This is a genomic window from Streptomyces olivaceoviridis (genome assembly GCF_014650115.1).
Classification (GTDB): Bacteria; Actinomycetota; Actinomycetes; order Streptomycetales; family Streptomycetaceae; genus Streptomyces; species Streptomyces olivaceoviridis.
In genome coordinates this window covers 599403-625609 of record NZ_BMUI01000001.1, presented here as the reverse complement: position 1 = coordinate 625609, position 26207 = coordinate 599403, and the positions used below count along the sequence as shown (strand labels likewise).

21 protein-coding genes are annotated in these 26207 nt (G+C 73.0%); 10 read left to right on the top strand and 11 right to left on the bottom strand.

The window, feature by feature from the left end:
- Positions 1 to 73 precede the first annotated feature (73 nt).
- From IE273_RS02810 to IE273_RS02800, 3 genes are all read right to left on the bottom strand, one after another.
- Entirely contained in the window at positions 74 to 313 is a 240-nt protein-coding gene (locus tag IE273_RS02810) for a hypothetical protein (protein WP_189813500.1), read from the bottom strand.
- Positions 314 to 405: 92 nt separating this feature from the next.
- Positions 406 to 1194, bottom strand: coding sequence for a phosphatase (locus tag IE273_RS02805; protein ID WP_189813499.1), 789 nt, complete (start codon positions 1192 to 1194; stop codon positions 406 to 408).
- Positions 1195 to 1272: 78 nt separating this feature from the next.
- Entirely contained in the window at positions 1273 to 2850 is a 1578-nt protein-coding gene (locus IE273_RS02800) for a PucR family transcriptional regulator (protein ID WP_189813498.1), read from the bottom strand.
- A gap of 191 nt (positions 2851 to 3041) precedes the next feature.
- Between IE273_RS02800 and IE273_RS02795 the strand changes: the two genes are divergently transcribed.
- Genes IE273_RS02795 through IE273_RS02785 form a run of 3 tightly spaced genes read left to right on the top strand, consistent with a single transcriptional unit; the run spans position 3042 to position 7221 of the window.
- The gene (locus IE273_RS02795) at positions 3042 to 4502 is read left to right on the top strand and encodes a sodium:solute symporter family protein (RefSeq protein ID WP_189813497.1); all 1461 of its coding nucleotides are present in this window, start codon (positions 3042 to 3044) and stop codon (positions 4500 to 4502) included.
- A gap of 56 nt (positions 4503 to 4558) precedes the next feature.
- Positions 4559 to 5539, top strand: coding sequence for an agmatinase (gene speB / locus IE273_RS02790; RefSeq protein WP_189813496.1), 981 nt, complete (start codon positions 4559 to 4561; stop codon positions 5537 to 5539).
- Positions 5536 to 7221 carry a thiamine pyrophosphate-binding protein gene (locus IE273_RS02785; protein WP_189813495.1) on the top strand — a complete coding sequence of 562 codons (1686 nt, stop codon included), beginning with the start codon at positions 5536 to 5538 and terminating at the stop codon, positions 7219 to 7221. The genes speB and IE273_RS02785 overlap by 4 nt, the downstream gene beginning before the upstream one ends.
- Here the strand turns inward: IE273_RS02785 and IE273_RS02780 are convergent, their stop codons facing one another.
- Entirely contained in the window at positions 7222 to 7620 is a 399-nt protein-coding gene (locus IE273_RS02780) for an ATP-binding protein (RefSeq protein ID WP_189813494.1), read from the bottom strand. It lies immediately after the preceding gene.
- A 203-nt stretch (positions 7621 to 7823) separates the two neighbouring features.
- Here IE273_RS02780 and IE273_RS02775 point away from each other — a divergent pair, with 203 nt between their 5' ends.
- Positions 7824 to 8582 carry a GntR family transcriptional regulator gene (locus IE273_RS02775; protein ID WP_189813493.1) on the top strand — a complete coding sequence of 253 codons (759 nt, stop codon included), beginning with the start codon at positions 7824 to 7826 and terminating at the stop codon, positions 8580 to 8582.
- Positions 8583 to 9171: 589 nt separating this feature from the next.
- Here the strand turns inward: IE273_RS02775 and IE273_RS02770 are convergent.
- On the bottom strand, positions 9172 to 9531 hold the full coding sequence (locus IE273_RS02770; RefSeq protein WP_189813492.1) for a peptidase inhibitor family I36 protein: 360 nt from the start codon (positions 9529 to 9531) through the stop codon (positions 9172 to 9174).
- A 306-nt stretch (positions 9532 to 9837) separates the two neighbouring features.
- Here IE273_RS02770 and IE273_RS02765 point away from each other — a divergent pair, with 306 nt between their 5' ends.
- The 5 genes from IE273_RS02765 to IE273_RS02745 all read left to right on the top strand — a co-directional run bounded on the left by IE273_RS02765 (position 9838) and on the right by IE273_RS02745 (position 17698).
- Positions 9838 to 10761, top strand: a complete 924-nt coding sequence (locus IE273_RS02765) for a serine hydrolase (RefSeq protein ID WP_189813491.1) — start codon at positions 9838 to 9840, stop codon at positions 10759 to 10761.
- A 53-nt stretch (positions 10762 to 10814) separates the two neighbouring features.
- The gene (locus IE273_RS02760; protein ID WP_189813490.1) at positions 10815 to 11840 is read left to right on the top strand and encodes an esterase-like activity of phytase family protein; all 1026 of its coding nucleotides are present in this window, start codon (positions 10815 to 10817) and stop codon (positions 11838 to 11840) included.
- A 92-nt stretch (positions 11841 to 11932) separates the two neighbouring features.
- Complete coding sequence (locus IE273_RS02755; protein ID WP_189813489.1) at positions 11933 to 15661, top strand: ABC transporter ATP-binding protein; 3729 nt, start codon at positions 11933 to 11935, stop codon at positions 15659 to 15661.
- Positions 15662 to 15770: 109 nt separating this feature from the next.
- Positions 15771 to 16172 (top strand): hypothetical protein, encoded by a 402-nt coding sequence (locus IE273_RS02750; RefSeq protein ID WP_189813488.1) that lies wholly within the window; start codon positions 15771 to 15773, stop codon positions 16170 to 16172.
- Between the two features lie 110 nt (positions 16173 to 16282).
- Positions 16283 to 17698 carry a S28 family serine protease gene (locus IE273_RS02745; protein WP_189813487.1) on the top strand — a complete coding sequence of 472 codons (1416 nt, stop codon included), beginning with the start codon at positions 16283 to 16285 and terminating at the stop codon, positions 17696 to 17698.
- A 62-nt stretch (positions 17699 to 17760) separates the two neighbouring features.
- Here the strand turns inward: IE273_RS02745 and IE273_RS02740 are convergent, their stop codons facing one another.
- On the bottom strand, positions 17761 to 19626 hold the full coding sequence (locus IE273_RS02740) for a glycoside hydrolase family 3 protein (RefSeq protein WP_189813486.1): 1866 nt from the start codon (positions 19624 to 19626) through the stop codon (positions 17761 to 17763).
- A 199-nt stretch (positions 19627 to 19825) separates the two neighbouring features.
- Between IE273_RS02740 and IE273_RS02735 the strand changes: the two genes are divergently transcribed.
- On the top strand, positions 19826 to 20419 hold the full coding sequence (locus IE273_RS02735) for an alpha/beta hydrolase (RefSeq protein WP_189813485.1): 594 nt from the start codon (positions 19826 to 19828) through the stop codon (positions 20417 to 20419).
- Here IE273_RS02735 and IE273_RS02730 read toward each other — a convergent pair.
- The 5 genes from IE273_RS02730 to IE273_RS02710 form a co-directional block, all read right to left on the bottom strand.
- Complete coding sequence (locus IE273_RS02730; RefSeq protein WP_189813484.1) at positions 20394 to 21635, bottom strand: MFS transporter; 1242 nt, start codon at positions 21633 to 21635, stop codon at positions 20394 to 20396. The genes IE273_RS02735 and IE273_RS02730 overlap by 26 nt on opposite strands.
- Positions 21636 to 21755: 120 nt before the next feature.
- A complete protein-coding gene (locus IE273_RS02725; RefSeq protein ID WP_189813483.1) occupies positions 21756 to 22556 on the bottom strand; it encodes a sugar phosphate isomerase/epimerase family protein in 801 nt (266 codons plus the stop codon).
- Between the two features lie 572 nt (positions 22557 to 23128).
- Positions 23129 to 24055 carry a bifunctional helix-turn-helix transcriptional regulator/GNAT family N-acetyltransferase gene (locus IE273_RS02720; protein WP_189813482.1) on the bottom strand — a complete coding sequence of 309 codons (927 nt, stop codon included), beginning with the start codon at positions 24053 to 24055 and terminating at the stop codon, positions 23129 to 23131.
- Positions 24056 to 24133: 78 nt separating this feature from the next.
- Positions 24134 to 24730 (bottom strand): dihydrofolate reductase family protein, encoded by a 597-nt coding sequence (locus IE273_RS02715; RefSeq protein ID WP_189813481.1) that lies wholly within the window; start codon positions 24728 to 24730, stop codon positions 24134 to 24136.
- A gap of 223 nt (positions 24731 to 24953) precedes the next feature.
- Positions 24954 to 26000, bottom strand: coding sequence for a LacI family DNA-binding transcriptional regulator (locus tag IE273_RS02710; protein WP_189813480.1), 1047 nt, complete (start codon positions 25998 to 26000; stop codon positions 24954 to 24956).
- Positions 26001 to 26207: the final 207 nt, after the last annotated feature.

The following is a 26207-nucleotide window of genomic DNA, read 5'->3' as shown; positions in this document are numbered from 1 at the left end:
GCGTCTCGTCGCGATCTCCGCCAGCGGTGTGCTGCTGGCCGGAGGAGCCGCGATCGGCACGGCCGCAACCGCCTCAGCCGCGGACCACACCGACCAGAGTTCCTACAGCAGGGACTATGGCGGCGACCATGGTGGCGGTGGCGACCATGGTGGCGGTGGCGACCACGGTGGTGGCGGTGACCACGGTGGCGGTGGCGACCACGGTGGCGGTGGCGACCACGGTGGTGGCGGTGACCACGGTGGCGGTGGCGACCATGGTGGTGGCGGCGACCACGGTGGTGGCGGTGACCACGGCGGCGGTGGCGGCGGTCACTGAGCCGACCGGGAACTGACGACGTGCGGCCCCGTCCTGCGGGGCCGCACCTCGGTGTTGACGGGACATCAGACGTCCCGCGTGGCGCCCTGTCAGACGAGGCCCGCCGCGGCGAGCAGGTAGGCCGTCATCGGGTCGTAGTGGCGCGGGCTCACCACATGGTCGTCCAGCGGGACGACGACCTGCACGGTGCCCTCGGACTCGGCGAGGAACAGCGCCGGGTCGTTGCAGTCGGCGTACCCCACGGAGTCGACCCCGTGCTGTCCCGCGTACCCGGCCCAGCCGTGGTCGGCGACCACCAGGTCCGGCAGCGGGCGCCCTTCCCGCTCAAGTCCCGTCAGAATGGCCCGCATCGGCTCACCGGAGTGGGTGTGCCACAGCGTCGCCCCGTGTTCCAGCACGGCCACGTCCGCGAACTGCATCACGTACCCCTCGTCCGTCTGGAGCCCGTCCGGGATGACGACGATCTCGCAGCCGGCGGCGCGCAGCGCGGCGGCCGTGGCCCGGTGGACGTCCAGCAGACCGCCCGGGTGCCCGGTCGCGAACAGCACCCGCTGCCGGTCCTCGGCCGCCTTGCGCAGCCGCGCCGCCATGCGGTCGAGGGCGTCCACCGTCAACTCGGGGTCGATGGTGTCCTGCCCGTACCGGTACTCCGGGTCGTCGTTGACGCCCACCCGCTCGGCCATGACCGCGAGCACGTCCTGCTCGTCCGTCCAGCGGTCGCCCAGTTCCAGGCCGAGCCAGTAGTTGCGGACACCGTTGGCGAGCTGGCGGTAGTGGGAGAGGTTGTTCTCGCGGGGCGTGGCGACGTCCCCCGCGATACGCGTGCGCACCAGGTGGTCGACGAGCTGGGCGCGGCTGGGTGTCCCGGGTATCGGCATGCCTCCCATTGTGGGGCAGTGCCCGGCGCGCGTCCTCGGCATGCCGCCCGCTGGGACGGGGGTCACGCACGGTCGCCGTCAGTCACGGCGCAGCGCGAACCACAGCTCCATGCGCACGTCCGGATCGTCCAGGTCGGCGGCCAACAGGGCGGCGCAGCGGGCGATCCGCTGCCGCACGGTGTTGCGGTGCACGTCCAGCGCCACCGCCGTACGGTCCCAACTGCCGTGCAGGGACAGCCAGGTGCGCAGGGTGTCGGCGAGCGCGGCCTGCCCCGCGAGGGGGGCGAGCAGCGTACGGGCGTGGGTCTCGGCGTCCGCCCGCGGCACCAGGTCCGCCAGCGCCGGCCGGGCCGCGTGCCGGACCAGCGGGGTGCGGGTGGCACGGGCCCGGGCGAGGGCGCGGGCGGCCTGGGTGTCGGCGGCCGGCCACTCACGGGGCCCGGCCGCGGCACTCACCCCGAGCGTCCAGCCGGGCTGCGGCCCCGGTTCGCGGTCCGCCGGCACCAGCACCCGTACGACGTCGCGGGCGAGGTCGACCAGGGGTGAGCCCAGGGCGGCGCCCAGCGCGGAGGCGGCGACCGCGTCCGGGGCCTGGGCCTCCGGCCGCGCGTGCACCACGAGCCACTGCCCGGTGCCGAGCAGCGGCGCCACCTCCTCGGGCGGGGCGCCCAGCAGCAGCCGGACGAGCGCGGAGGACCGGGCCGCCCCGGCCCCGCTCTGGTGCTCACCGGTCAGCAGGGCCAGCAGGACGGCGGCGACGGAGGCGATGGTGTGATCACCCGGGTCGCGGCGGGGGGCGGCCACCCCGAGCACGAACCCTTCCCCGGCCCCGAGGGCGTAGACGGCGAGGTGGGTGGCGCCGTGGGTGTCGGTGGCGGAGGTGGGGTGCGGGCGGGGGGCCGGTGCGCTCGGTGCGCTCGGTGTCTTCGGTGCGTTCGGTGCCTTCGATGCGGAAGGGGTCGGGTGCGGTCGGCCGCGGGGAGCGGTCGGTGGGGGAGCGGTCGGGTGTCTGACCACCCCCGCCAGCTCCGCCAACGCCCTCCGCGCGCCCTGCGGTGTCTCCCGGCCCGCCCCCGCGATCTCCGTGCCGTCGGGCCCGTAGAGCACCGCCCGGCCGCCCAGGCGCTGGGCCAGCTGGCGCAGCACCGAGGGGACCGGATCCGGCCGGGAGGCGGCAGCCGCCAGACTCTGCTGGGCCTCGGTGACCCGGCGCAGCTCGGCCAGCCGGGCCTGTGCCATCAGCTGCCAGACCGCGCGGGCCACCGCGGAGAACGTGGTGTGCGGCGGGACCTCCAGCAGCGGCAGGCCGTACCGGTCGCAGGCGGCGACCAGGGCGCGCGGGACCGTGTCGTGCACGGGGGCCACCCCGAAGCCGAGGGCCGCGCCGCCCGCCGCCACGATCCGCGCGACGTAGTCGTCGAAGTAGGTGCCCGAGCCGGCCGCCTCGGGGATGTGCACCCCGGCCGTGAGCAGCAGCTCGCCGCCCAGCAGATAGGGGTAGGGGTCGGCCATCTCCGAGGTGTGCGCCCAGTGGATCACGATCCCCGGGTCCGCCGGCCCGGCGATCTGCCGCAGGGCGAGGTCGTCCCGGGCCAGCAGTGCCTGGAGCGTGACCGGTGGGGTCGGCGGGACCGCCGGGGCGATCGTCTCGGGCATGGTGTGCGTTCCCTCCATCCCGCCCCGTTCATATGGATGAAACGTACACTTCGCAGTCGCTTTCCGGCCACCTAGCCTCAAGGGGCACGGCAGCCGCGGGTACGGGCGGATGTCCCCGCGAGCCGCTGCCGACACATCCCCGAAGCACCCGCACGACACGCCACCGGACAGTGCGCGAAGGAGGGCCCCACATGGCCGTCGACTACACAGTGATCGTCGTCTATCTCGCCGGCATGCTCGCCATGGGCTGGTGGGGCATGCGCCGCGCCAAGTCCAAGAGCGAGTTCCTGGTGGCCGGCCGCCGCCTCGGGCCCGCCATGTACTCCGGCACCATGGCGGCGATCGTCCTCGGCGGCGCCTCCACCATCGGCGGTGTGGGCCTCGGCTACCAGTACGGCCTCTCCGGCGCCTGGATGGTCTTCACCATCGGCCTCGGCCTGCTCGCCCTCTCCGTCTTCTTCTCGGCCCGGATCGCCCGCCTGAAGGTGTACACGGTCTCCGAGATGCTCGACCTGCGCTACGGCGGCCGGGCCGGCGTGATCTCCGGCGTCGTCATGTGGGCGTACACCCTCATGCTCGCGGTGACCTCCACCATCGCCTACGCCACGATCTTCGACGTGCTCTTCGACATGAACCGCACGGTCGCGATCATCCTCGGCGGCTCGATCGTCGTCGCGTACTCGACCCTCGGCGGCATGTGGTCCATCACCCTGACCGACATGGTCCAGTTCGTCGTCAAGACCATCGGTGTGCTGCTCCTGCTCCTGCCGATCGCGGTCGTCAAGGCGGGCGGCTTCTCCGAGATGAAGGCCAAGCTGCCGACCGGGTACTTCGACCCGCTGGGCATCGGCGGCGAGACGATCTTCACCTACGTCCTGATCTACACGTTCGGCATGCTGATCGGCCAGGACATCTGGCAGCGGGTGTTCACCGCCCGCAGCGACAGGACCGCCAAGTGGGGCGGCACGGTGGCCGGGACCTACTGCCTGGCCTACGCCCTGGCCGGCGCGGTGATCGGCACGGCCGCCAAGGTGCTCTACCCCAAGCTGGGCAGCCCCGACGACGCCTTCGCCACCATCGTCAAGGACGAACTCCCCGTCGGCGTGCGCGGACTGGTCCTGGCCGCCGCCCTCGCCGCCGTGATGTCGACGTCCTCCGGCGCCCTGATCGCCTGCGCCACGGTCGCCAACAACGACATCTGGTCCCGTCTGCGCGGGGTCGTGCGACGGGACGGCGACGACCACGACGAGGTCACGGGCAACCGCGTGTTCATCCTGGTCATGGGCCTCGTCGTGATCGGCACGGCGATCGCCCTGAACAACGTGGTCGAGGCGCTCACCGTTGCGTACAACCTCCTCGTCGGCGGCCTGCTGGTGCCCATCCTGGGCGGTCTGCTGTGGAAGCGCGGCACGGTCCAGGGCGCGCTGGCCTCCGTGATCGTCGGCGGCCTCGCCGTCGTCGGCCTGATGGCCGGCTACGGCATCCTCGCCAACGAGCCCGTCTACTACGGCCTGCTGGCCTCCCTCGCGGCCTACGTCGCCGTCTCCCTGGCCACGCGGCCCACCGACGAGACGGTCCTCGCCACCTGGCGCGAGCGCCTCGCCGGACGCTCCCCCGAACTTCCGTCCGAACCGGTCCCGGCTCACCAGTAGAGTCACAGGGAAAGCAGTACAAGCGCGATGAAGCGCTGGAAAGAAGGCATTTCACCATGAGCAGCAACGAGACGCCCCGCGGCCCCGTCGACTCCTCCCGCGTCCCGCGGTACGCCGGACCCGCGACCTTCGCCCGGCTGCCCCGCCTGGACGAGGTCGGGACCGCCGACGTCGCCGTCGTGGGCGTGCCGTTCGACTCCGGCGTCTCGTACCGGCCGGGCGCCCGCTTCGGCGGCAACGCCATCCGTGAGGCGTCCCGGCTGCTGCGCCCCTACAACCCGGCGCAGGACGCCTCCCCGTTCGCCCTCGCCCAGGTCGCGGACGGCGGCGACATCGCCGTGAACCCGTTCAACATCAACGAGGCCGTCGAGACCATCGAGGCCGCCGCCGACGACCTGCTCGGCACCGGCGCCCGGCTGATGACCCTCGGCGGCGACCACACCATCGCGCTGCCGCTGCTGCGCTCGGTGGCGAAGAAGCACGGCCCGGTCGCCCTGCTGCACTTCGACGCCCACCTGGACACCTGGGACACCTACTTCGGCGCCGAGTACACGCACGGCACCCCGTTCCGCCGCGCGGTCGAGGAGGGCATCCTCGACACCTCCGCCCTGTCCCACGTCGGCACCCGCGGCCCGCTGTACGGCAAGCAGGACCTGACGGACGACGAGAAGATGGGCTTCGGCATCGTCACCTCCGCCGACGTCTACCGCCGGGGCGCCGACGAGGTGGCCGACCAGCTGCGCCAGCGCATCGGCGACCGCCCGCTGTACATCTCCATCGACATCGACTGCCTCGACCCGGCCCACGCGCCCGGCACCGGCACGCCGGAGGCGGGCGGCATGACCTCCCGCGAGCTGCTGGAGATCCTGCGCGGGCTGGCCGGCTGCAACCTGGTGTCGGCGGACGTCGTCGAGGTGGCCCCGGCGTACGACAACGCCGAGATCACCTCGGTCGCCGCCTCCCACACGGCGTACGAACTGACCACCATCATGAGCCGCCAGATCGCGGCGGCCCGGAAGGACGCGGAAGCGAAGTGACCCACGACCACGACCTGGTACTCCGCCCGACGCCGGCGCAGATCACCGCGGCCCTGAACCCTCCCCCGGGGCGCAACGGCGGAGACCTGGTCGTGGAGACGCTGGCCGGGCTGGGCGCGACGACCGTCTTCGGCCTCCCCGGCCAGCACGCCCTCGGCATGTTCGACGCGCTCCGCCGCTCCTCCCTGCGCTACGTGGGCCTGCGGGTGGAGAACAACGCGGGCTTCGCGGCGGACGCGTACGGCAGGATCACGGGCGAGGCGGCGCCGCTGCTGCTCTCGACGGGTCCGGGCGCGCTGACGTCGCTGGCCGCGCTCCAGGAGGCGGCGGCGGCCAGCGCGCCGGTGCTGGCGATCAGCAGCCAGATCCCGACGGCGGGCCTGGGCGGCGGCCGGCACGGCTACCTCCACGAACTCCCGGACCAGGCGGCCTCGTTCCGGGGCGTGGTGAAGTCGGTCCACACGGTCCGCACCCCCTCACAGATCCCCTCCGCCCTCGCCGCGGCCTGGAAGTCGGCCCTGACGGCCCCGCACGGCCCGGTGTGGGTGGAGATCCCGCAGGACGTCCTGCTGGCCGAGACCTCGCTGCCCGTGGTGACGGCGATGGACGCCACCCCGGACGGCCTGGTCCCGCGCCCGGAACTGACGGCGGTGGCGGCCGACCTGCTCTCCCGCGCCGCCCGTCCGGCGATCATCGCGGGCGGCGGGGTCGTCCGCGCGGACGCGTCGGGCAAGCTGCTCCGGCTGGCCGAGAAGCTCCGGGCGCCGGTCGTGACGACCTTCGGCGGCAAGGGCGCCTTCCCGTGGCACCACCCCCTGTCGTTGCAGTCCTGGCTGGAGGACCGGCACACGACGGACTTCCTGGAGGACGCCGACGTCCTGCTGGTGGTCGGCTCGGGCCTCGGCGAACTGTCCTCCAACTACCACACGTTCGCGCCCCGGGGCCGGGTGATCCAGATCGAGGCGGACCTCGGCAAGCTGGAGTCCAACCACCCGGCCCTCGGCATCCACGCGGACGCCCGCCTCGCTCTCCAGGCGCTACTGGAGACGGTGGAGGAGCGCACGGACGAGTCCGCGCCCGAGCGGGTGCGGGACCTGCTGGCCCGGGTGTCCGGACGCATAGCCGCCCAGGACCTCACCCTGGAACAGGACGTGCTGGCCTCGGTCCGCCGCGCCCTGCCCGCCGGCTCCCCGTCCTTCTGGGACATGACGATCCTGGCCTACTGGGCCTGGTCCGCGTTCGACCCGCAGGGTGCGAACACCATGCACTCGGCCCAGGGCGCGGGCGGCCTCGGCTACGGCTTCCCGGCGGCCCTGGGCGCGGCGGCGGCGGACCCGACCCGCCCGGTCCTGGCGGTGTCCGGCGACGGCGGAGCGCTCTACTCCATCGCCGAACTGGCGACGGCGAAGCAGTACGGCCTGAACGTCACCTGGCTGATCGTCGACGACGGCGGCTACGGCATCCTCCGCGAGTACATGACGGACGCCTTCGGCCAGGCGACGGCGACGGAACTCACCCGCCCCGACTACGTCGCCCTCGCCGAGTCCTTCGGCGTACCGGGCGTCCGCACGACGCCGGAGACCCTGGAGGCCGACCTGGCGAAAGCCCTGGCGACCCCGGGCCCGTCGGTGGTCGTACTGCCGGCCCTGCTCCGGATGTTCGCGCCGACGCACCTGGACTGATCAGGAGGGCGGCAGCAGCAGCTCGGCCCAGGTCGACTTGCCGATCCCGTGTCGACGGAGGCAGCAGCCCCAACGCACCGCGAGGGCATTCACGATGGCGAGCCCGCGGCCCTGTTCGTCGTCGGCCTCCGCCGTTCTCGGCACAGGTCTGCCGGAGTTGGCGTCGGCGACCTCCACGCGCAGCCGGCCGTCGTACTGCGCGAGACGCACGCCGATATCCCGGCCGGGCGGTCTCCGGGCGTGCCGGATGGCATTGCTCATCAGCTCCGAGAGCAACAACTGGGCGGTGTCGGCGACTTCGTCGTCGACTTTCCATTCGGCGAGTTGCGTCCGCAGAAGGGCGCGGGCGCGCCCGGCGCTGCGGGGGCCGTGGGGTAAGTGCCACTGGACTTCGGTCATGCAGGTGCCTCCGAGGCGATCAGGTGGTTCACGCTGGGCTGCTGCATCTCTAGAGATGTGGACGGTAAAGCGCTCGGCTGCCACTCTGCGCAATGCATCTCTAGAGAGGTGGCACTCGGTGGTCGAATTCAGTCACCGTCTGACCGCGGCTGCGAGGCCCCTGACGCCTAGGATGTCTAGAGATGATCGGAGGAGAGGTCTGGATGAGCAGCCGGGAGACGGGGCGGCAGCCCAAGTACCAGCGGATCGCCGCGGAACTACGTGCGGCGGTCGAGGCCGGTCGGTATGGTCCGGGGGACCGGCTGCCCGGCGAGAACGACCTGATGGCCGAACACGGTGTCGCCCGGATGACGGCGCGGCAGGCGCTGGGCGTGCTCCAGGCGGAGGGGGTCGCGGAGGCCCGCAAAGGTGCCGGGGTGTTCGTCCGGGATTTCAGGCCCATCCGGCGCCGGGGCATCGAGGGGCTCGCGCGCACCCAATGGTCCGAGGGGCGCTCGATCTGGTCGGCCGACATCGGAGACCGGGAACTGGTGGTCGACTCGGTCGAGGTGACGGAAGAGCCGGCGCCCGCTGCCGTGGCGGCGGTCATGGGGCTCGGCGAGGACGCGTCCGTGTGTGTCCGGCGGCGCCGCTTCGTGCTCGACGGCAAGCCGGTTCTGCTGTCCACATCCCGCCTGCCGGCCGGCATCGTCGCGGGCACACGGATCACCCAGCCGGAGACCGGGCCCGGTGGTACGTACGCGAGGCTGGCGGAACTGGGGCACGGGCCCGCACGGTTCCGGGAGGAGGTCCGGTCCCGGATGCCCAGCAGGGAGGAAGCCGAGCGGCTGGCGCTACCCGCCGGTGTGCCGGTTGTACTGATCGCGCGTACCGCCTACGACGCCGAAGGGGTCGTGGTGGAGGTCAACGAGATGGTGCTGGACTCGTCGGTCTACGTCCTGGAGTACGACTTCGAGGTCTGAACTGCCGTGTGCAGGGACAAGTCGGCTGTCTCTCAAGCGACTTGATGGTCGGAAGGTGCCGACTCGGCCAGGGGTAGCCAGTATGCTCTGTGCCGCTGGTGCTTCGATCGCCGTCCAGTGCTCCGGTCCGCCAGGGCCGGATCCCGCAGCGCGGGACGCTACGGCGAGAGGAGCGCTGGCATGGCAAGGAGAAGGCGTGGCACCGAAGAACGCGAGCCGGAACCGCTTCCCCGGTGGGTGCGGGGCGCGGTCGCGATCCTGACGCCACTGGCTCCCCTTGTCGCGGTGTGTGTGCAGGCGTTCGCCAAGTAGGGCGACGACGTGGAGGGGTTCGGGCCGAACGGGACGACTTCGCCGATGGCGAGGCGAGTCCGACCGGCCCCAGATCGGCCGGACCCACCCGGCGCACGCGCTGCGGTCTGGCTCCGGTTGCCGCCGGGGCCAGACCTCGCCGCGCGACGTGCGCCGACGATCCGTACCGGTATCCCAGCGGCACGCATCAGTACGGTGCACGTCACCAGCCACTGTAGGCCAACCGTGCTGTACGGTTCCCGGGATCAGGCGAACGTCCGGGTGGCACCGCCTCCCGTCAGCAGCCGCCCGGCCCCACCCCGTCCATCCGGCCGCCGAAGTCGCCGAGGTAGCGGGAGCGCCAGTCGCCGTTGAAGACGTCCCGCTTCTCCACCGGGCCCCAGTTGACGAAGCAGGCGCGGGTCGAGGCGACGAAGGAGCCCACGTGGTCGTGGAGGCTCGGCGGCAGGTCGCGGTAGCCGCTGCGGGCCGTCCACTCCCAGTACGAGCCGCCGAAGCCCTCGCCGCTCCAGAGGCAGACGGAGCCGTCGGGGCAGGAGGGCTGGGCGGCGCGGGCCGTCGCGGTCCCGGCGGGCACGAGCGAGGCGGTCAGGGCGAGGGCGGCGGCCAGCGTCCAGGCGCGGAGCTGTTGCGACATGTGGCTCTCCAGGAAGGGGAGTCGGGACGCCCGGCAGCGCGCCGGGCACCGCCATGGTGGGGGGCGGCCGGCGGGACACGCCCGGCGGCGAGACGGCCGTCGCCGGTGTGAGGGAAGAAGTGGGACTAGTAGGACCGCGGGGGGCCTCATCCTCGCATTGGCATGCTCCTGTAAATTGTGAGCAACTCCCCCTCTCCGAACACGCGTACAACTGTCGATCGCCCTGGCGAGTCCAGTCAGGCAGCGCACGGGTGCGCTCAACGGCGTTCAGGGGGACGCCAGTACGACGTTCAAGGGGGAATTTCCATGACTTACCGGATACCCGGCCGGGCCGGCGTGCTCGCGGCTGCCGTCAGTGCCGCGCTGCTCGTGCCGGCGGTCACCGCCGCCGCCCCGGCCGCCGCGGCCACGCCCACCGTGACCTGTACGTCCGCCAAGGCGGGCCTGGCCGCCAAGCTGAAGAAGGACATCACGGCGGCCCTCGCCAACCGCAGGGGCACGGTCGCCATCGGCCTGTACGACCGCAGCACCAAGACCACCTGCACCCTGCGGGCCACCAGCGCGTACGACTCGGCCAGCACGGTCAAGGTCACCGTGCTCGCCACGCTGCTGTGGGACGCGAAGAAGCACAACCGGTACCTGACGAGCACCGAGCAGTCGCTCGCCAAGGCCATGATCACTCAGTCCGACAACAACGCGACCAGCAAGCTCTGGAAGCAGCTCGGCATGACGAAGATCAAGGGCTTCCTGGCCGCCGCCGGCATGACCAAGACCGTGCCGGGCGCGAACGGCTACTGGGGTCTGACCCAGGAGAACGTCAACGACGAGCAGAAGCTCCTCAAGCTCGTCACCGCCAAGAACAGCGTGCTGAGCGACAACTCCCGCGCCTACATCCTGAAGCTGATGGGCCAGGTCGTCTCCTCGCAGCGCTGGGGCACCCCGGCCGGCGCGCCGTCCTCCGTCTCCGTGCACGTGAAGAACGGCTGGTTGCAGCGGTCCACGCACGGCTGGCGGGTGCACAGCCTGGGCACCTTCAACGGCGCCGGCCGCGACTACATGATCACCGTGCTGACGCAGGACAACAGCACCATGAACTACGGCGTCACCACGATCCAGAACGTCGCCAAGGCGATCCACAAGGACCTGGTGCCGACCACCAGCGGCGTCACCCGCTACACCCCGACCAGCCGGCCGCGCGAGGCGTTCGTCGCCGTACCGCCGCGGAGCTGACCCTTCACGAGGCGGTCTCGCGCACGTCACCGACGAGTCCTACGGTGAGGGTCATGCGCCTGAGAACCGTACTCGCCACCCTCACCGCCGGCCTGGCGGCGGCCACCTGTCTGGCCGCCGCCGGGCCGGCCGCCGCCGGTACCACCGCGCGCCACGCCTGCTCGGCCGCCGTGTCGATCGACCGCTTCTCCGACGCGCTCGACAAGACGACGTACGACGGCACCTTCGTCGGCAACTTCTCCGCCCTCGCGGTCGACCGGGACGGCTCGCTGGCGGCCCTGGCCGACCGCTCGTCGCTGTTCCGTCTGGACGCCCGTACGCTCCAGCCGCGGGCGGCCGTGCACCTCGCCGACGAGAAGGGCGCCGACCTGGACTCCGAGGGCCTCGTCATCGACCGGGACGGCACCCGGCTGATCTCCTCCGAGACCGAGCCGTCCATCCGCCGCTACTCCCGCGACGGCGCGATCCTCGACCGCCTCCCGGTCCCGCCCGCCCTCCAGGTCGCCCCGGCCGGCCGGGCCACCGCCAACCAGACCTTCGAGGGGCTGACCCTGCTGCCCGGCGGCCACACCCTGCTGGCCTCCATGGAGTACGCGCTCTCGGGCGACTCCGCCGGCATCGTCCGCTTCCAGACCTGGACCCGCCACCACGGCCGCTTCACGCCCGGCGCCCAGTACGCCTACCGCACCGACGCCGGCCTCGGCGTCCCCGAGGTCCAGGCGACCCCCGACGGCCGCCTCCTCGTCCTGGAGCGCGGCTTCACCGCCGGTGTGGGCAACACGGTCCGCCTCTACCTGGCCGACCTCCGCCACGCCACGGACACGAGCGGCACCGAGAACCTCACCGGCCAGCCGGGCGTCCGCCTGGCCGAGAAGACGCTCCTGGCCGACATCGCCGGCTGCCCCTCCCTCGGCGCCACGGCGAAACAGCCCCAGCCCAACCCCCTCCTGGACAACATCGAGGGCATGACGATCACGGGCCGCGACCACACCGGCCGCCTGAAGGTCCTCCTGGTGAGCGACGACAACCAGAACGCGGCCCAGACGACCCGGTTCTACTACCTCCGGGTACGTGTCTGACCGCTGCCCCGGTTTGTTGCGGAGGGATGAAATCCGCACCGGCCGGCGTTGACGCCTTCTGGTAGAGCACGGCCAAAACAGGAGGCACCGGCGTGGCAGCGCAACGGGGATGGGCACGGCGTCTGGCGGCGTACGCCTGGCGGTATCCGAAGGACGTCGTCCTCGCCCTCGGCGCCTCGCTCGCCGGCATGGCCGTCCTGGCCGTCGTCCCGCTGCTCACCAAGGTGATCATCGACGACGTGATCGACGCCCACACCCGCGCCATGGCCCCCTGGGCCGGCGCCCTCGTGGGCGCCGCCGCCCTGGTCTACGCCCTCACCTACATCCGCCGCTTCTACGGCGGCCGGCTCGCCCTCGACGTCCAGTACGACCTGCGGACCGAGATGTACGGCACGATCACCCGGCTGGACGGCCGCCGCCAGGACGAGCTGTCCACCGGGCAGGTCGTCGGCCGTGCCACCAGCGACCTCCAGCTGATCCAGGGCCTGCTCTTCATGCTCCCGATGACCATCGGGAACCTCCTGCTCTTCCTGCTCTCCCTGGTGATCATGGCGTGGCTGTCGCTGCCGCTGACCCTGGTCGCCCTGGCCGTCGCGCCCGCCCTCGGCTGGATCGCCAAGCGCAGCCGCAGCAGACTGCACCCGGCCACCTGGTACGCGCAGGCCCAGGCCGCCGCCGTGGCCGGTGTGGTGGACGGCGCGGTGAGCGGCGTCCGCGTGGTGAAGGGCTTCGGGCAGGAGGACCAGGAGACGAACAAGCTGCGCGAGGTCGGCCGCCGGCTGTTCGCGGGGCGCCTGCGCACGATCCGCCTGAACAGCAGGTACACCCCGGCCCTCCAGGCCGTGCCCGCGCTCGGCCAGGTCGCCATGCTGGCCCTCGGCGGCTGGCTCGCCGTACGCGGGCACATCACGCTCGGCACCTTCGTGGCCTTCTCCACCTACCTGGCCCAGCTGGTCGGCCCGGTCCGCATGCTCGCGATGTTCCTCACCGTCGCCCAGCAGGCCCGCGCCGGCACCGAGCGCGTCTTGGAGCTCATCGACACCGAGCCGACCCTCAAGGACGGCACCAAGACCCTCCCCGCCGACGCGCCCGCGACCGTCGAGTTCGACGACGTGTCCTTCGGCTACGACCACGAGCGTCCCGTGCTGGAGGGGCTGAGCTTCGAGATCCGGCCCGGCGAGACCCTCGCCGTCGTCGGTTCCTCCGGCTCCGGCAAGTCCACCGTCTCCCTGCTCCTGCCGCGCTTCTACGACGTCACCCACGGCGCCGTCCTGATCGGCGGCCACGACGTGCGCGAGCTGACCCTGGACTCGCTGCGGGCCGCCATCGGACTGGTCCCGGAAGATTCGTTCCTCTTCTCCGACACCGTCCGCGACAACATCGCCTACGGCCGCCCGGACGCCGGCCAGGAGGAGATCGAGGCCGCCGCCCGCGCCGCCCAGGCGGACCGCTTCATCAGGGAGCTGCCCGACGGCTACGACACCAAGGTCGGCGAGCAGGGCCTCACCCTCTCCGGCGGCCAGCGCCAGCGCATCGCCCTCGCCCGCGCCCTGCTCACCGACCCGCGCCTGCTGGTCCTGGACGACGCCACCTCGGCCGTGGACGCCCGCGTCGAGCACGAGATCCACGAGGCGCTGAAGCATGTGATGGAGGGCCGCACGACCCTGCTCATCGCCCACCGCCGCTCCACCCTCAACCTCGCCGACCGAATCGCCGTGCTCGACGGCGGCCGGCTCGCCGACGTCGGCACCCACGAGGAGCTCCAGGAGCGCTCGGCCCTCTACCGCCGCCTGCTCACCGACCCGGACGAGCTGGGCGGGGTGTCCCCGGGCCGCGCCCTGCCGGCCGAGCCCCGGGAGGACACCTCCGTCCGCGACGAACTGGAAGCCGAGTTCGACGCGGAGCGGGGCGTCACCCCCCGGCTGTGGACCGGTGACCGGGAGCCCAAGAACGCCGACGACACAGCCCTGACCGGCACCCCGGCCACCCCGGAACTGCTCACCCAGGTCGAGGCGCTGCCCCCGGCCACCGACACCCCGGACATCGACGAGGCCCGCGCCGTCCTGCCCGAGGGCTCCTACGGCCTGCGCCGCCTCCTGCGCGGCTTCCGCCTGCCCCTCCTCGTCAGCCTGCTGCTGGTCGCCGTCGACGCGGGCGCCGGCCTGCTGCTGCCGGTGCTGATCCGGCACGGCATCGACTCGGGCGTCACGAAGATGGCGATCGGCGCGGTCTGGTCGGCGGCGCTGCTCGGCCTGCTGACCGTGCTCGTCCAGTGGGCCGCGCAGATCGGCGAGACCCGGATGACCGGCCGTACCGGCGAACGCGTGCTGTACACGCTGCGGCTGAAGATCTTCGCCCAGCTCCAGCGGCTCGGCCTGGACTACTACGAGCGCGAGCTGACCGGCCGGATCATGACCCGGATGACGACGGACGTCGACGCGCTCTCCACCTTCCTGCAAACCGGCCTGGTCACGGCGTTCGTCTCGGTCGTCACCTTCTTCGGGATCATGGTCGTGTTGCTGGTGCTCGACCTCCGGCTCGCGCTCGTCGTCTTCGCCACCCTGCCCCCGCTGATCGTGGCCACCTTCTTCTTCCGCCGGGCGAGCGTGAAGGCGTACGAACTCGCCCGCGAGCGGGTGTCGACGGTGAACGCCGACCTCCAGGAGACCATGGCCGGGCTGCGCATCGTGCAGGCCTTCCGGCGGGAGCGGGACGGCGGGCGGCGGTTCGCCGAGCGCAGCGACGCCTATCGCAGCGCCCGCATCCGCGGCCAGCGGCTGATATCCGTCTACTTCCCGTTCGTGCAGTTGCTGTCCTCGGTGGCCGCGGCGGCCGTGCTGGTCGCGGGCGCGGGCCGGGTGGAGGCGGCCACGCTGACCACGGGCGCCCTGGTGGCGTACCTGCTCTACATCGACCTGTTCTTCGCGCCCGTCCAGCAGCTCTCCCAGGTCTTCGACGGCTACCAGCAGGCCACGGTCTCGCTGGGCCGCATCCAGGAGCTGCTACGCGAGCCGACGTCCACACGGACCGCCGACGAACCCCTCGACGTGCTGTCCCTGCGCGGTGACATCGCCTTCGAGGACGTGCGCTTCGCGTACGGCGACGAGGAGGAGGCGCTGTCCGGTATCGACCTGACGATCCCGGCCGGGCAGACGGTCGCGTTCGTCGGCGAGACGGGCGCGGGCAAGTCGACGCTGGTGAAGCTGGTGGCCCGGTTCTACGACCCGACCGCCGGGCGGGTCACGGTCGACGGCACGGACCTGCGCGCCCTGGACCTCACGTCGTACCGCCACCGGCTCGGGGTCGTCCCGCAGGAGGCCTACCTCTTCCCGGGCACCGTCCGCGACGCCATCGCCTACGGCCGTCCCGACGCCACCGACGCCGAGGTGGAGGCGGCGGCCCGCGCGGTCGGCGCGCACGAGATGATCGCCACGCTGGAGGGCGGCTACCTGCACGAGGTCGCCGAGCGTGGCCGCAACCTCTCGGCGGGCCAGCGCCAGCTGATCGCCCTCGCCCGCGCGGAACTGGTCGACCCGGACATCCTGCTCCTGGACGAGGCCACGGCGGCCCTGGACCTGGCCACCGAGGCGCAGGTCAACCAGGCCACCGACCGCCTGGCGGGCCGTCGTACGACCCTGGTGGTCGCCCACCGGCTGACCACCGCCGCCCGCGCGGACCGGGTGGTGGTGATGGACCACGGCCGGGTCGCGGAGGACGGCACCCACGACGAGCTGCTGGCCCGCGACGGCCGGTACGCCGAGCTGTGGCGGACCTTCGTCGGCCAGTCCGAGCCCGAGGAGCCGGTCGGCGCCTCCCGCTGAGCCCTCCCGCCGGGTCGTCTCCCTGACGGTCGTGCAACCATCCGACACACCTGTGCGTCCGTACATCAGTACGGACACGGGGTGTGTGACCGGGACGGGGAGGACGACAGTGGACAGTGGTGCGATACGCCGGCCGCGCAGGCGGCTGGTGCTCGCCGCGGCCGTGCTGGCCGCGGCCGGGGTGCTCGGGCTGACGGCGACGGGGACGGCGCAGGCCGATTCGGCGAGCGGCTGCGCCGGGCGCGAGGTGCGCACGCTCCCGTTCGCGTCCGGCGTCACCCACGTCTACAAGCGCGACGGCTACGTCTGCGCCGTCACCGTCGCCAGACAGCCCGGGCCCGCCCGGACCATGTCGGTCAGCGTGCAGGCCCGCGGCAACCGGCCGGTCGTGGACAAGGGCCGCTACAAGCACCACGCCGGCCCGGTGACCGTGCACGCCGGCCACCGCTGCGTGTGGATCAAGGGCTCGGTGGGCAAGTACTCGGTCAGCTCGGGCTGGATCCTGTGCTGACCGCGGCCCCCGCGCCCGGCCGGTGAACCGGAGCGCTCAATTCCCTCTGGTGGGACGGCAGGTGCTGGGATAGCTTCCGGCGCACATCTGTCTCACAGGGGAGAGTGCGCATGCGCAAGGCGCTCAGATGGCTGCTGGCGCTCACGGTGTTCCTGGGAACCCTGAGCACGGCGGCCGGCGCGGCCACCGCCGCCGAGCCCGAGCCCACCGACATCAAGGACCGGCTCCTGTCGATACCCGGCATGAGCCTCCTCCAGGAGAAGCCGTACCCCGGCTACCGCTACTTCGTCCTGGACTACACGCAGCCGGTCGACCACCGCCACCCCGACCGGGGCACCTTCCAGCAGCGCATCACCGTGCTGCACAAGGACACCAGCCGCCCCACGGTCTTCTACACCAGCGGCTACAACGTCTCCACGACGCCCTCGCGCCGCGAGCCCACCCAGATCGTGGACGGCAACCAGGTCTCCCTGGAATACCGCTTCTTCACCCCGTCCCGCCCGGCCCCGGCCGACTGGAGCACGCTCGACATCTGGCAGGCGGCGAGCGACCAGCACCGCGTGTACGAGGCCCTCAAGCCCCTCTACTCCGCCAACTGGCTGGCCACCGGCGGCTCCAAGGGCGGCATGACGGCGACGTACTACGAGCGCTTCTACCCCCGTGACATGGACGGCGTGGTGGCCTACGTCGCCCCCAACGACGTCGTGAACAAGGAGGACTCGGCGTACGACCGCTTCTTCGAGCGGGTCGGCACCAAGGAGTGCCGGGACCGGCTGAACGCCGTCCAGCGGGAGGCGCTGGTGCGGCGCGGGCCGCTGGAGCAGAAGTACGCCGCGTACGCCGCCGAGAACGGCTACACCTTCACCACCATCGGCAGCCTCGACAAGGCCTACGAGGCGGTCGTCCTCGACTACGTCTGGGGCTTCTGGCAGTACAGCCTCCTGAAGGACTGCGACACCGTTCCGGCGGACGCGGCGACCGCGACCGACGAGGAGATCTGGAACTCCGTCGACACGATCTCCGGCTTCTCCGCCTACACCGACCAGGGCCTGGAGACGTACACCCCGTACTACTACCAGGCGGGCACGCAGCTGGGCGCCCCGACGATCCACTTCCCCCACATCGAGCGGAAGTTGATCCGCTACGGCTACCAGCCCCCGCGCAACTTCGTCCCCCGCTCCATCCCGATGCGCTTCCAGCCGGACGCCATGCGGGACGTGGACACGTGGGTCCGCCACCACGCCCACCACATGCTCTTCGTCTACGGCCAGAACGACCCCTGGGGCTCGGAGCGCTTCCGCCTCGGCGCGGGCGCCCGCGACGCGTACGTCTTCACGGCACCCGGGGCGAACCACGGCGCGAACGTGGCCGGCCTGGTCCCCGAGGAGAAGTCCCTGGCCACGGCCCGCATCCTGAAGTGGGCAGGTGCTTCCCCGTCCACCGTGGCCGAGGCGAAGCCACTGGCCCGGTACGACGCGAAGCTGGACGTGCGGGACACGGAGCGGGAGCCGGCGCTGCGGCCGTGAGCATGGACGGCCGGTCGGCGGACGGTGCCCGCCGACCGGCCCTGCGGGCGGGCGGGTGCCCCCTAGTAGGTCAGCCCATGGCCGATCGGGTACAGCACCCGCGTGGGGTCGTCCGCCCGCTGCACCGGCACCGGCAGCTTCCCGCGCGGTCTCACCCGGCCCGCGATCACCCGTGCGGCGGCGCGCAGTTCGACGTCCGTCCAGCAGTACGTGGCCAGGCAGGCGCGGACGGAGGGGAGCTGCGCGATGTCGTACGGGTTGCGGACGGCCAGCGCGACCACCGGCCTGCCCGTGGCCAGCAGGCGGTCCACCAGGGTGCGCTGGGTGCTGGACGCCGTCACGTTGTACGTGGCCACGATCACCGCGTCCGCGTCCCGCGCGGCGGTGACCGCCTGGTCGACGGCCGCGGCGGACGGGGCGGTGCCGGTGGACAGGGCCGTGGCGGTGAAGCCCAGTTCGGTGAGGGCGGCGGCCAGGACGCCGGTGGGCGGCCCGGTGGTGCCGGACGGGGAGGCCGGGTCGGCGCCGACGACCAGGAGCCTGCGCCGCGTACGGCGGTCGAGGGGCAGGGTGGCGTCCTCGTTGACCAGCAGGGTGGTGGTGCGTTCGGCGATGCGGTCGGCCGTCGCCAGGTGGGCCTTGGTGCCCACCGTGCGGTCGACGTCCGCCCGGTCGGCCGAGGGGCGGTCGAAGAGTCCGCGCCGGGCCTTCAGGCGCAGGATGCGCAGGATCGATTCGTCCAGGCGGGCCTCGGTCAGCTCGCCCTCCCGCACGGCCCTCAGCACCGCGTTCCAGGCCACGTCCAGCGACGGCGGGTTGAGCAACTGGTCCACGCCGGCCTTGAGCGCGAGCACCGGCACCCGGTCGTCGCCGTACTTGGTGCGCACGCCCTGCATGCCGAGCGAGTCGGTGATCACGACACCGTCGTAGCCGAGTTCCTCGCGCAGGATGCCGGTCAGGATCGGGCGGGAGAGGGTCGCCGGGTCGCCGGAGTCGTCCAGCGCCGGGAACTGGATGTGCGCGGTCATGATCGAGTCGATGCCCGCGCGGATCGCGGCCCGGAAGGGTACGGCGTCCAGCTCCTCCCACTGTTCGCGGCTGTGGGTGATGACCGGGAAGCCGTAGTGGCTGTCGACGGCGGTGTCCCCGTGGCCCGGGAAGTGCTTCGCGGTCGCGGCGACCCCCGCGGCCTGATAACCCTTCACCTCGGCGGCGACCAGCCCGGCCACGGCCTCCGGGTCGGCGCCGAAGGAGCGGACGCCGATGACCGGGTTGGCCGGGTTGACGTTCACGTCGGCGTCGGGGGAGTAGTCCTGGTTGACGCCCATCGCGCGCAGCTCGGCGCCCGAGATCCGGCCCAGGGCGCGGGCGTCGGAGCGGGAGCCGCCCGCGCCGATCGCCATGGCGCCGGGGAAGAGGGTGGCGGGCTTGCCGATCCGGCACACCGCGCCGTGCTCCTGGTCGGTGGCGATGAGCACCGGCAGGCCGCGCGGCTGGTCCAGGGAGGCCCGCTGGATGCCGTTGGAGAGGTCGGCGATCTGGTGCGGGTCGCGGGTGTTGTGCGCCCAGGCGAAGTAGATGATGCCGCCGACCCGGTACTTGGCGATCAGCTCGGCGGCGGTGCGGACGCCGATCTCCTGGAGGTTGGCGTCGATGTCCGCCTGGTCCGGGGCGGTGGCGGAGTGGCCGTAGACCCGCATCACGAAGAGCTGGCCGACCTTCTCCTCCAGCGACATGCGGGAGATCAGGGCGCGCAGCCGGCGGTCGTCGGGGGTGGCGGCGTGGGCGGTCGTCGGTACGGTCAGCGCGGCGGTGAGGCCCGCGGTCGCGGCGAGGACGGCGCGTCTGGACGGCCGTGCGGCGCGTCTGCCCGCGGAGTTCTCAGTGCCGTTCGTGCCGGTGCCGCTACCCGTGCTGGTGTGGTGCACGTGCGCTCCTTCCAGAGGAGAACCGCTGAAGGAAACTTCCGAGGAGTCACCAATATCCGGGAAGTTTCTTTCCGTCAAGGGAGTGCACAGTAACCACGAAGGGGCGGCCGGCCGGGCATTCGCGGGGCGCGTCCGGACGTTCCGCGGCTTCGAAGGGGCTCGCTGGACCGGCGGACGCGGGCCGTGGAGGATCACCGGCATGACCACACGCGCGTACCTGATCCTGCACGGCTGGCAGAACCACCGTCCGCCCGAGCACTGGCAGCACTGGCTCGCCGGCCGGCTCACCGCACTCGGCCACCGGGTCGGCTACCCGCAGCTACCCGACGCCGACGACCCCGACCTGGACGTCTGGCTCGGTGAACTCGCCCGCCACCTGGAGGGGTTGAACGGGCCGGAGGAGCGGGTCGTGGTGGCCCACAGCCTGTCCGCCGTGCTGTGGCTGCACGCCGCCGCCCGGGGCATGAAGCAGCAGCGGTACGCGGACCGGGTGCTGCTCGTCTCCCCGCCGTCCGGTCCCGTCCTCGCCCGGTACCCGGAGGTGGCCGCCTTCGCCCCGCCCGCGCTCGACTTCACCCTGTCCGGGCCGACGCGGCTGGTCGCGGGCGACGACGACCCGTACTGCCCCGGGGGCGCGGACACGGTCTTCGCCGAGCCGCTCGGCATCCCCGCCGACATCCTGCCCGGCGCCGCCCACCTCGACCTGGACGCCGGGTACGGCCCCTGGCCGGCGGTCCTGGACTGGTGCGTCAGCGGCACCGCACCGCTCACGGTGCGTCCGGCACCGCGCTAGCCCCGTCCCGCAGTTCGGGTGTCGTCGTCGCGACCGCCGCCACCGCCAGCACGCACAACAGGCCGCCGCTGATCAGGGCGGTCGTGCCCGAGGTCCAGCCGGCGAGCAGACCGCCGCGCGCGTTGCCGAGGCTGGGACCCGCCTGGCCGACGATCTGCTCGGCCGCCGTGACCCGGCCGAGCAGCGCGTCCGGGGTGCGGGTCTGCACGATCGTGGAGCGGGAGACCACGGCCGTGGCGTCCGCCGCACCGGCCAGCGCGAGCAGGGCCAGGCCCAGCCAGGGGTTGCCGGCCAGGCCGAACAGCACCAGGGCCGCGCCCCAGGTGGCGGACGCGCACAGCATCACCGGGCCCGGCCGGGCGAGCCGGGTCAGCGGGCCGGACAGCGCGGTCGCGGTGACCCCGCCCACGGCCAGCGCCGACAGGAACAGGCCGAGGGTGCGCGGATCGTCCCCGAACCGCTCGGCGTTCACCAGCGGGAACAGGCTCACCGGGAACGACAGCACGGTCGCGGCGAGGTCGGTGACCAGCGCGCCCCGCACCACCCGGTGCCCGGCCAGGAACCGCAGCCCGTCCAGCACCCCGTGCAGCCCGGCCCGCGACGGCTCGCCCTGCGGCGGCAGCGCGGGCAGCCCGCGGGCGCCGTAGAAGGCGAGGCCGAAGCTGAGGGCGTCCAGCAGATAGCAGACGCCGATGCCGAACCAGCCGAGCAGCAGCCCGGCCAGGGCGGGGCCGAGCAGCATCATCGACTGACCGGTCACCTGCTGGAGCGCCAGCCCGGCGGCCACCTGCTCCTTGGGCAGCAGCCGGGGTACGAACACCCCGGCGGCCGGGGCGCCCAGCGCGCCGAAACCCGACTGCACGGCGACGAGCAGCAGGACGACCGCCGGCGGCACATGCCCGGTGAAGCCCTGCACGGCGAGCAGCAGCGAGCAGACCGCCTGGCCGACGGTCGCCGCGAGGAACACGCGGCGCCGGTCGGCCCGGTCCACCCACGCCCCGGCGAACAGCCCGAACACCACCAGCGGCAGCGCCTGGGCCAGCCCGACGGCACCGGTCCACGCGGTGCTGCGGGTCTGGTCCCAGACCTGGTACATGACCGTCACCATGGTCATGAACCCGCCGAGCACGGACACGGTCCGGCCGATCAGCAGCCGCCGGAAGACGGGCGAGGTGCGCAGGGGGCGTACGTCGATGAGCGAGCGGGCGAGGCTCATGAGCGGAAGCGGGCGCACGGCCCCGGTGGCTGGATCACCGGGGGAGGGTAACCGGACGCCGACGCCCCGGCCAGCGAATTCCGCGCGGGCGGCGGCCCTCCCCGGGTGGGCCGGCGGGGGCTAGGCCGCTTCGCCCAGCACCCTCAGCAGATGCTCGCGGCCGGCGTCGAGCAGACCCGGAAGCGGTGCGGCCCCCTCGTACCAGCGCTTCTCGTACTCCCAGCACAGCCAGCCGTCCCAGTGGTGCCGGGACAGCACGTCCACGCACTCGCCGAGCGGCAGCACTCCGGCGCCGAGCGGCAGCGGGGCGGTGTCCTCGGCGGAGGCGATGTCCTTGACCTGGACGTAGCCCAGGTGCGGGGCGAGGGCCGCGAAGGTGTCCGACGGCTGCTCGCCGCCCAGCCAGGTGTGCATCACGTCCCACAGCGCGCCCACCTGCCGGTGTCCGACCGGGCCGAGGATCCGGATCGCGTCGGCGCCGGTGCGGTGCGAGTCGTGGGTCTCCAGCAGGATCCGGACGCCCAGGGCGGCGGCGTCCTCGGCGGCGGTGCCGAGCCGCCGGGCGGCGATCGCGTCCGACTCCTCGCGGGGCCGGTCCGGGTCGGCGCCCGGGAAGACCCGGACGAAGGGCGCGCCGAGGTCGTGGGCCAGCCGCAGGAGGTCCCGGATCTCCGCCAGTACGGGCGCGTCGTCGCCCGGAGCGGCGACGCGCGCGTAACCGGCGAGGCCCAGCACCTCGACCCCGGCGTCCCGGAACAGGGCCGCGGTCTCGGCGCGCCCGGCAGGTGCCAGGCCGGGGTGCACCGGCTCCTCGGGATGGGCGCGCAACTCGACACCGTGGTAGCCGTGCGCGGTCGCGAGCGCGAGGACCTCCGGGACGGGCAGGCCGGGGACACCGAGAGTGGAGAACGCCAGCTTCATGGGCAGGGACCCTACTCGCCCCACCGGCCACACGCTTGATCCCCCAGCGCGAGCCGCCGCTCTCGGCCGACTGGTACCCGGATTGCCGTGCGCCATTCACTCGGGGCGGGCGGTGCGCGCGCCTGGTCTCGGCGGGCTGGGGCGCGGCCGGGGAGCCGCCGGTCCTGGCAGGTGGGGGCGCGGGCGGGGGAGCCGGCGGTCCTGGCCGGTGGGCGCGGGGCGGGGAGGGGAGGGGTTGGTCCTGGCCGAGGGGGTGGTGGCGGGGAGCCGCGTGTCCTGGCCGAGGGTGTGGTGGCAGTCAGCCGCGGGTCCTGGTCGGCTGGGGTCCGGGTCGTCGTGCGTCGCCGGCTCGGGGCGGGCGGTGTGTGCGCCTGGTCCCGGCCGACCGGGGCGTGCCCGAGGGAGCCGCCGGTCCTGACCGACTGGATCGTGGCAGTCAGCCGCCGGTCCTGGTCGACAGGTCGGCTGGGGTCCGGGATCCCCCGCGTCACTCGCCGGGTGCGGCCAGCGCGCCCGCGGACCGTGACTCACGGAGGCGGTGGGACCCTTCGGCGCTGTCCGGGGACCGTGCGTCACTCGCCCGGTCCGCGCAGCGTCAGCCGCCAGTCCTGGCCGACCAGGTCCTTGCCGAAGGAGCGGTGGGGCTGCTCGGCGACCAGGACGAACCCGTGCCGCTGGTAGAGGCGGCGGGCGCTGTCGAGCACGTCGTTGGTCCACAGCACCAGTTCCCGGTAGCCGGCCCCACGGGCGAAGTCGATCACGGCCCGCACCAGCCGGTCCCCGACGCCGTGCCCGCGCGCCTCGGGCTCCACGAGCAGCAGCCGCAGCCGCGCGGTGCCGGGCGCGCCGTCCCGTACGCACATCACACAGCCCACGGGCCGCCCGGCCAACTCGGCGATCCACACCCGCTCCAGATGCGGATCGTGATCCTCCGCGTAGTCGGCGACGATCCGGGCGACAAGCCCCTCGTACTCGGCGTTCCACCCGTACTCGACCGCGTACAGCGCGCCGTTGCGCTGCACGATCCATCCGAGCTCCCCGGCCCGCGGCTCCCGTACCACCACGTCCGCGGCCTGCTTCCGACCGCCCAGGATGTCCCGGATGGTCCGCATGGCCTCGGTCAGCCGGGCCCGGTCCGCCGGAGCGACGCCGTCGAGCAGCGCCGCGACGGACTCCCGGGCCCGCTCGTCCAGCAGCGCGGCGGTCTCCCGCCCGTGCCCGGTCAGCGTGATCCGGCGCCGCCGCGGATCGTCCTGCGACGGCTCCCGCCGGACCAGCCCGTCCTCCTCGAAACGGTTCAGGATCCGGCTCAGGTACCCGGCGTCGAGCCCCAGCCCACCGCGCACGTCGGCCGCGTCCAGGTACGGCGCGTGCGCGAGTTCGTAGAGCACGCGGGCCTCGGTCAGGGTGTACGGGGCGTACAGGTGGCGCTCGTAGTCGAGGGCGCCGATCACACCGGTGTAGAAGCGGTTGAAAGCACGGACGTCCTGGACGGTCATGATCGCCCCCGGATGCTTGACCCAGTCAGAGATCCTGCCTCCTGCGAGCCTAGGCCGCCCGCGCGCCCCCGTCCACGCCTACGACCGCCCGGCCGGCCGGTACACGTTCACCTGCGCCCCGGTCTTCGCGGTGGCCGACGACACCAGCTCCCAGCTGCGCAGCCCCCCGTCGGCAGGGAAGACCGACTTCCCGCCGCCGAGCAGTACGGGCATGACGACGAGCCGCAACTCGTCCACGAGCCCCGCCGCGATCAGCGCCCGCACCAGCGTGGGGCTGCCCATCATCGCCAGGTCCCCGCCCTCGGCGGCCCGCAGCTCCCGTACCGTCTCCAGGGCCCGCGCCCCCGGAATCCGCACGGTGTTCTCCCAGCTCAGCTCGGACTCGCCGAGCGTGTCGGACACGACGTACTTCTTCATGGAGTTCAGCCGGTCGGCGAACGGGTCCCCCGCCCGCTCCGGCCACGCGGCGGCCATCGTCAGATACGTCCGCCGCCCGTACAGCAGCGCCTCGGCCTTCTCCAGCCCCGCGGCGAACGCCCCGCCCACGACCTCCGGGTCGAAGAACGGGTGCGACCACCCACCGTGCGCGAACCCCCCGTCGGTGTCCTCCTCGGGCCCGCCCGGGGCCTGCACGACTCCGTCAAGGCTGATGAACTCGGTGACGACGACACGCATGGATCCGCTCCTCGGCAAGTGTCCGTTGCTTACGACGATGAAGACGCCCGGCACCTCGAGAACTCATCGGTGCCGACCAGGAAGACGGCGGCCCGGCCAACCTCGGGGGCGCGGGGCTGTATGGATGTGCGGCTCCGCCGCGCGGGCGCGCTCAACCACCGCGCACCCGCACCCGGCACACAATCACAGCCCCACCCCGACGCGGCCCCGGCACCCCGCGCCCTTACTCCCGCGGCACCCCTGAGGACCCCCGCACCATCAACTCCCCCCGCACCGCGGCGATCCCCCCGGGCGGCGGCTCCTCCCGCCCCATCGCGATGCGCCCGGCCCGCGCACCCGCCTCCGCCAGCGGCAACCGGACCGTCGTGAGGGACGGCACCGCGTCGATGCTGAACGGCAGGTCGTCGAAGCCGGCCACCGAGACGTCCTCGGGAATCCGCAGCCCGGACTCCCGCAGCGCGGCGCAGGCGCCGAGGGCGACGGAGTCGTTCGCGGCCACGATCGCCGTCAACGAGGGATCGCGGCGCAGCAGTTCCAGCGTGGCCTCGTGACCGGACCGGCGGTCGTAGCGGCCGTGGACCGTCCAGCGCGGGTCCTCCTCGATGCCCGCCGCCGCGAGCGCCGCGCGGTGGCCCTCCAGGCGGTGCCGGGTGGTCGTGCGCTCCTCGGGGCCGGCGATGTAGCCGAGCCGGCGGTGGCCGAGGCCGATGAGGTGGTCGGTCAGCGCGCGGGCGCCGCCCCGGTTGTCGAAGGTCAGCGCGACGGCCTCGGTGTCCGGCGCCGGCGGGCGCCCGCACAGCACCACCCGGGTCCCGGCGTCCGCCAGCTTCCGCAGCTTCGCCGCGACCGCGGCCGCGTGCGGCGCGTCCTCCACGGCCCCGCCGGTCAGCACCACGGCCGCGGCCCGCTGCCGCTGGAGCAGGGTCAGATACGTCAGCTCGCGCTCGGGGGAGCCGCCGGTGTTGCAGACGACCGCGAGGCGTTCGCCGCCCGCGCGCCCGCCCGGGCCCCCGATCTCCGCCTGGATCGCGCTCGCCATGATCCCGAAGAACGGGTCGGCGATGTCGTTGACGAGGATGCCGACCAGGTCGGAGGTGGCCGCGGCGAGCGCGCTGGCGGGGCCGTTGAGGACGTAGTCCAGCTCGTCCACCGCGCGCAGCACCCGCTCGCGGGTGGACGCGGCGACCGGGTAGTTGCCGTTCAGTACGCGCGACACCGTCGCGGGGGAGACCTGGGCGCGGGCCGCCACGTCCGCCAGGGTCACCGTCATCTCGTCGTCCTCCGGTCACGCGTCATGGGGTACGCCCTCGTAGACAGCCAGGCATCCGTCCTGGTTCCGAGCAGACCATAAGGCCACGGACCCCGGTTGTTCGCCCCCTCGAACAACCCGAAGCGGACACGGTCTTGTACAGACCACTTCCAGAGGCTAGCTTCTCCCCATCTAGAAAGCGCTTGCTGTCCGATGGTTGAATCGCCT

Coding starts and splice junctions, on each gene's coding strand:
- IE273_RS02805 (WP_189813499.1), bottom strand. CDS start 1,194: ATGCCGATACCCGGGACACCCAGCCGCGCCCAGCTCGTCGACCACCTG.
- IE273_RS02800 (WP_189813498.1), bottom strand. CDS start 2,850: ATGCCCGAGACGATCGCCCCGGCGGTCCCGCCGACCCCACCGGTCACG.
- IE273_RS02795 (WP_189813497.1), top strand. CDS start 3,042: ATGGCCGTCGACTACACAGTGATCGTCGTCTATCTCGCCGGCATGCTC.
- speB (WP_189813496.1), top strand. CDS start 4,559: ATGAGCAGCAACGAGACGCCCCGCGGCCCCGTCGACTCCTCCCGCGTC.
- IE273_RS02780 (WP_189813494.1), bottom strand. CDS start 7,620: ATGACCGAAGTCCAGTGGCACTTACCCCACGGCCCCCGCAGCGCCGGG.
- IE273_RS02775 (WP_189813493.1), top strand. CDS start 7,824: ATGAGCAGCCGGGAGACGGGGCGGCAGCCCAAGTACCAGCGGATCGCC.
- IE273_RS02770 (WP_189813492.1), bottom strand. CDS start 9,531: ATGTCGCAACAGCTCCGCGCCTGGACGCTGGCCGCCGCCCTCGCCCTG.
- IE273_RS02765 (WP_189813491.1), top strand. CDS start 9,838: ATGACTTACCGGATACCCGGCCGGGCCGGCGTGCTCGCGGCTGCCGTC.
- IE273_RS02760 (WP_189813490.1), top strand. CDS start 10,815: ATGCGCCTGAGAACCGTACTCGCCACCCTCACCGCCGGCCTGGCGGCG.
- IE273_RS02745 (WP_189813487.1), top strand. CDS start 16,283: ATGCGCAAGGCGCTCAGATGGCTGCTGGCGCTCACGGTGTTCCTGGGA.
- IE273_RS02735 (WP_189813485.1), top strand. CDS start 19,826: ATGACCACACGCGCGTACCTGATCCTGCACGGCTGGCAGAACCACCGT.
- IE273_RS02730 (WP_189813484.1), bottom strand. CDS start 21,635: ATGAGCCTCGCCCGCTCGCTCATCGACGTACGCCCCCTGCGCACCTCG.
- IE273_RS02725 (WP_189813483.1), bottom strand. CDS start 22,556: ATGAAGCTGGCGTTCTCCACTCTCGGTGTCCCCGGCCTGCCCGTCCCG.
- IE273_RS02720 (WP_189813482.1), bottom strand. CDS start 24,055: ATGACCGTCCAGGACGTCCGTGCTTTCAACCGCTTCTACACCGGTGTG.
- IE273_RS02715 (WP_189813481.1), bottom strand. CDS start 24,730: ATGCGTGTCGTCGTCACCGAGTTCATCAGCCTTGACGGAGTCGTGCAG.
- IE273_RS02710 (WP_189813480.1), bottom strand. CDS start 26,000: ATGACGGTGACCCTGGCGGACGTGGCGGCCCGCGCCCAGGTCTCCCCC.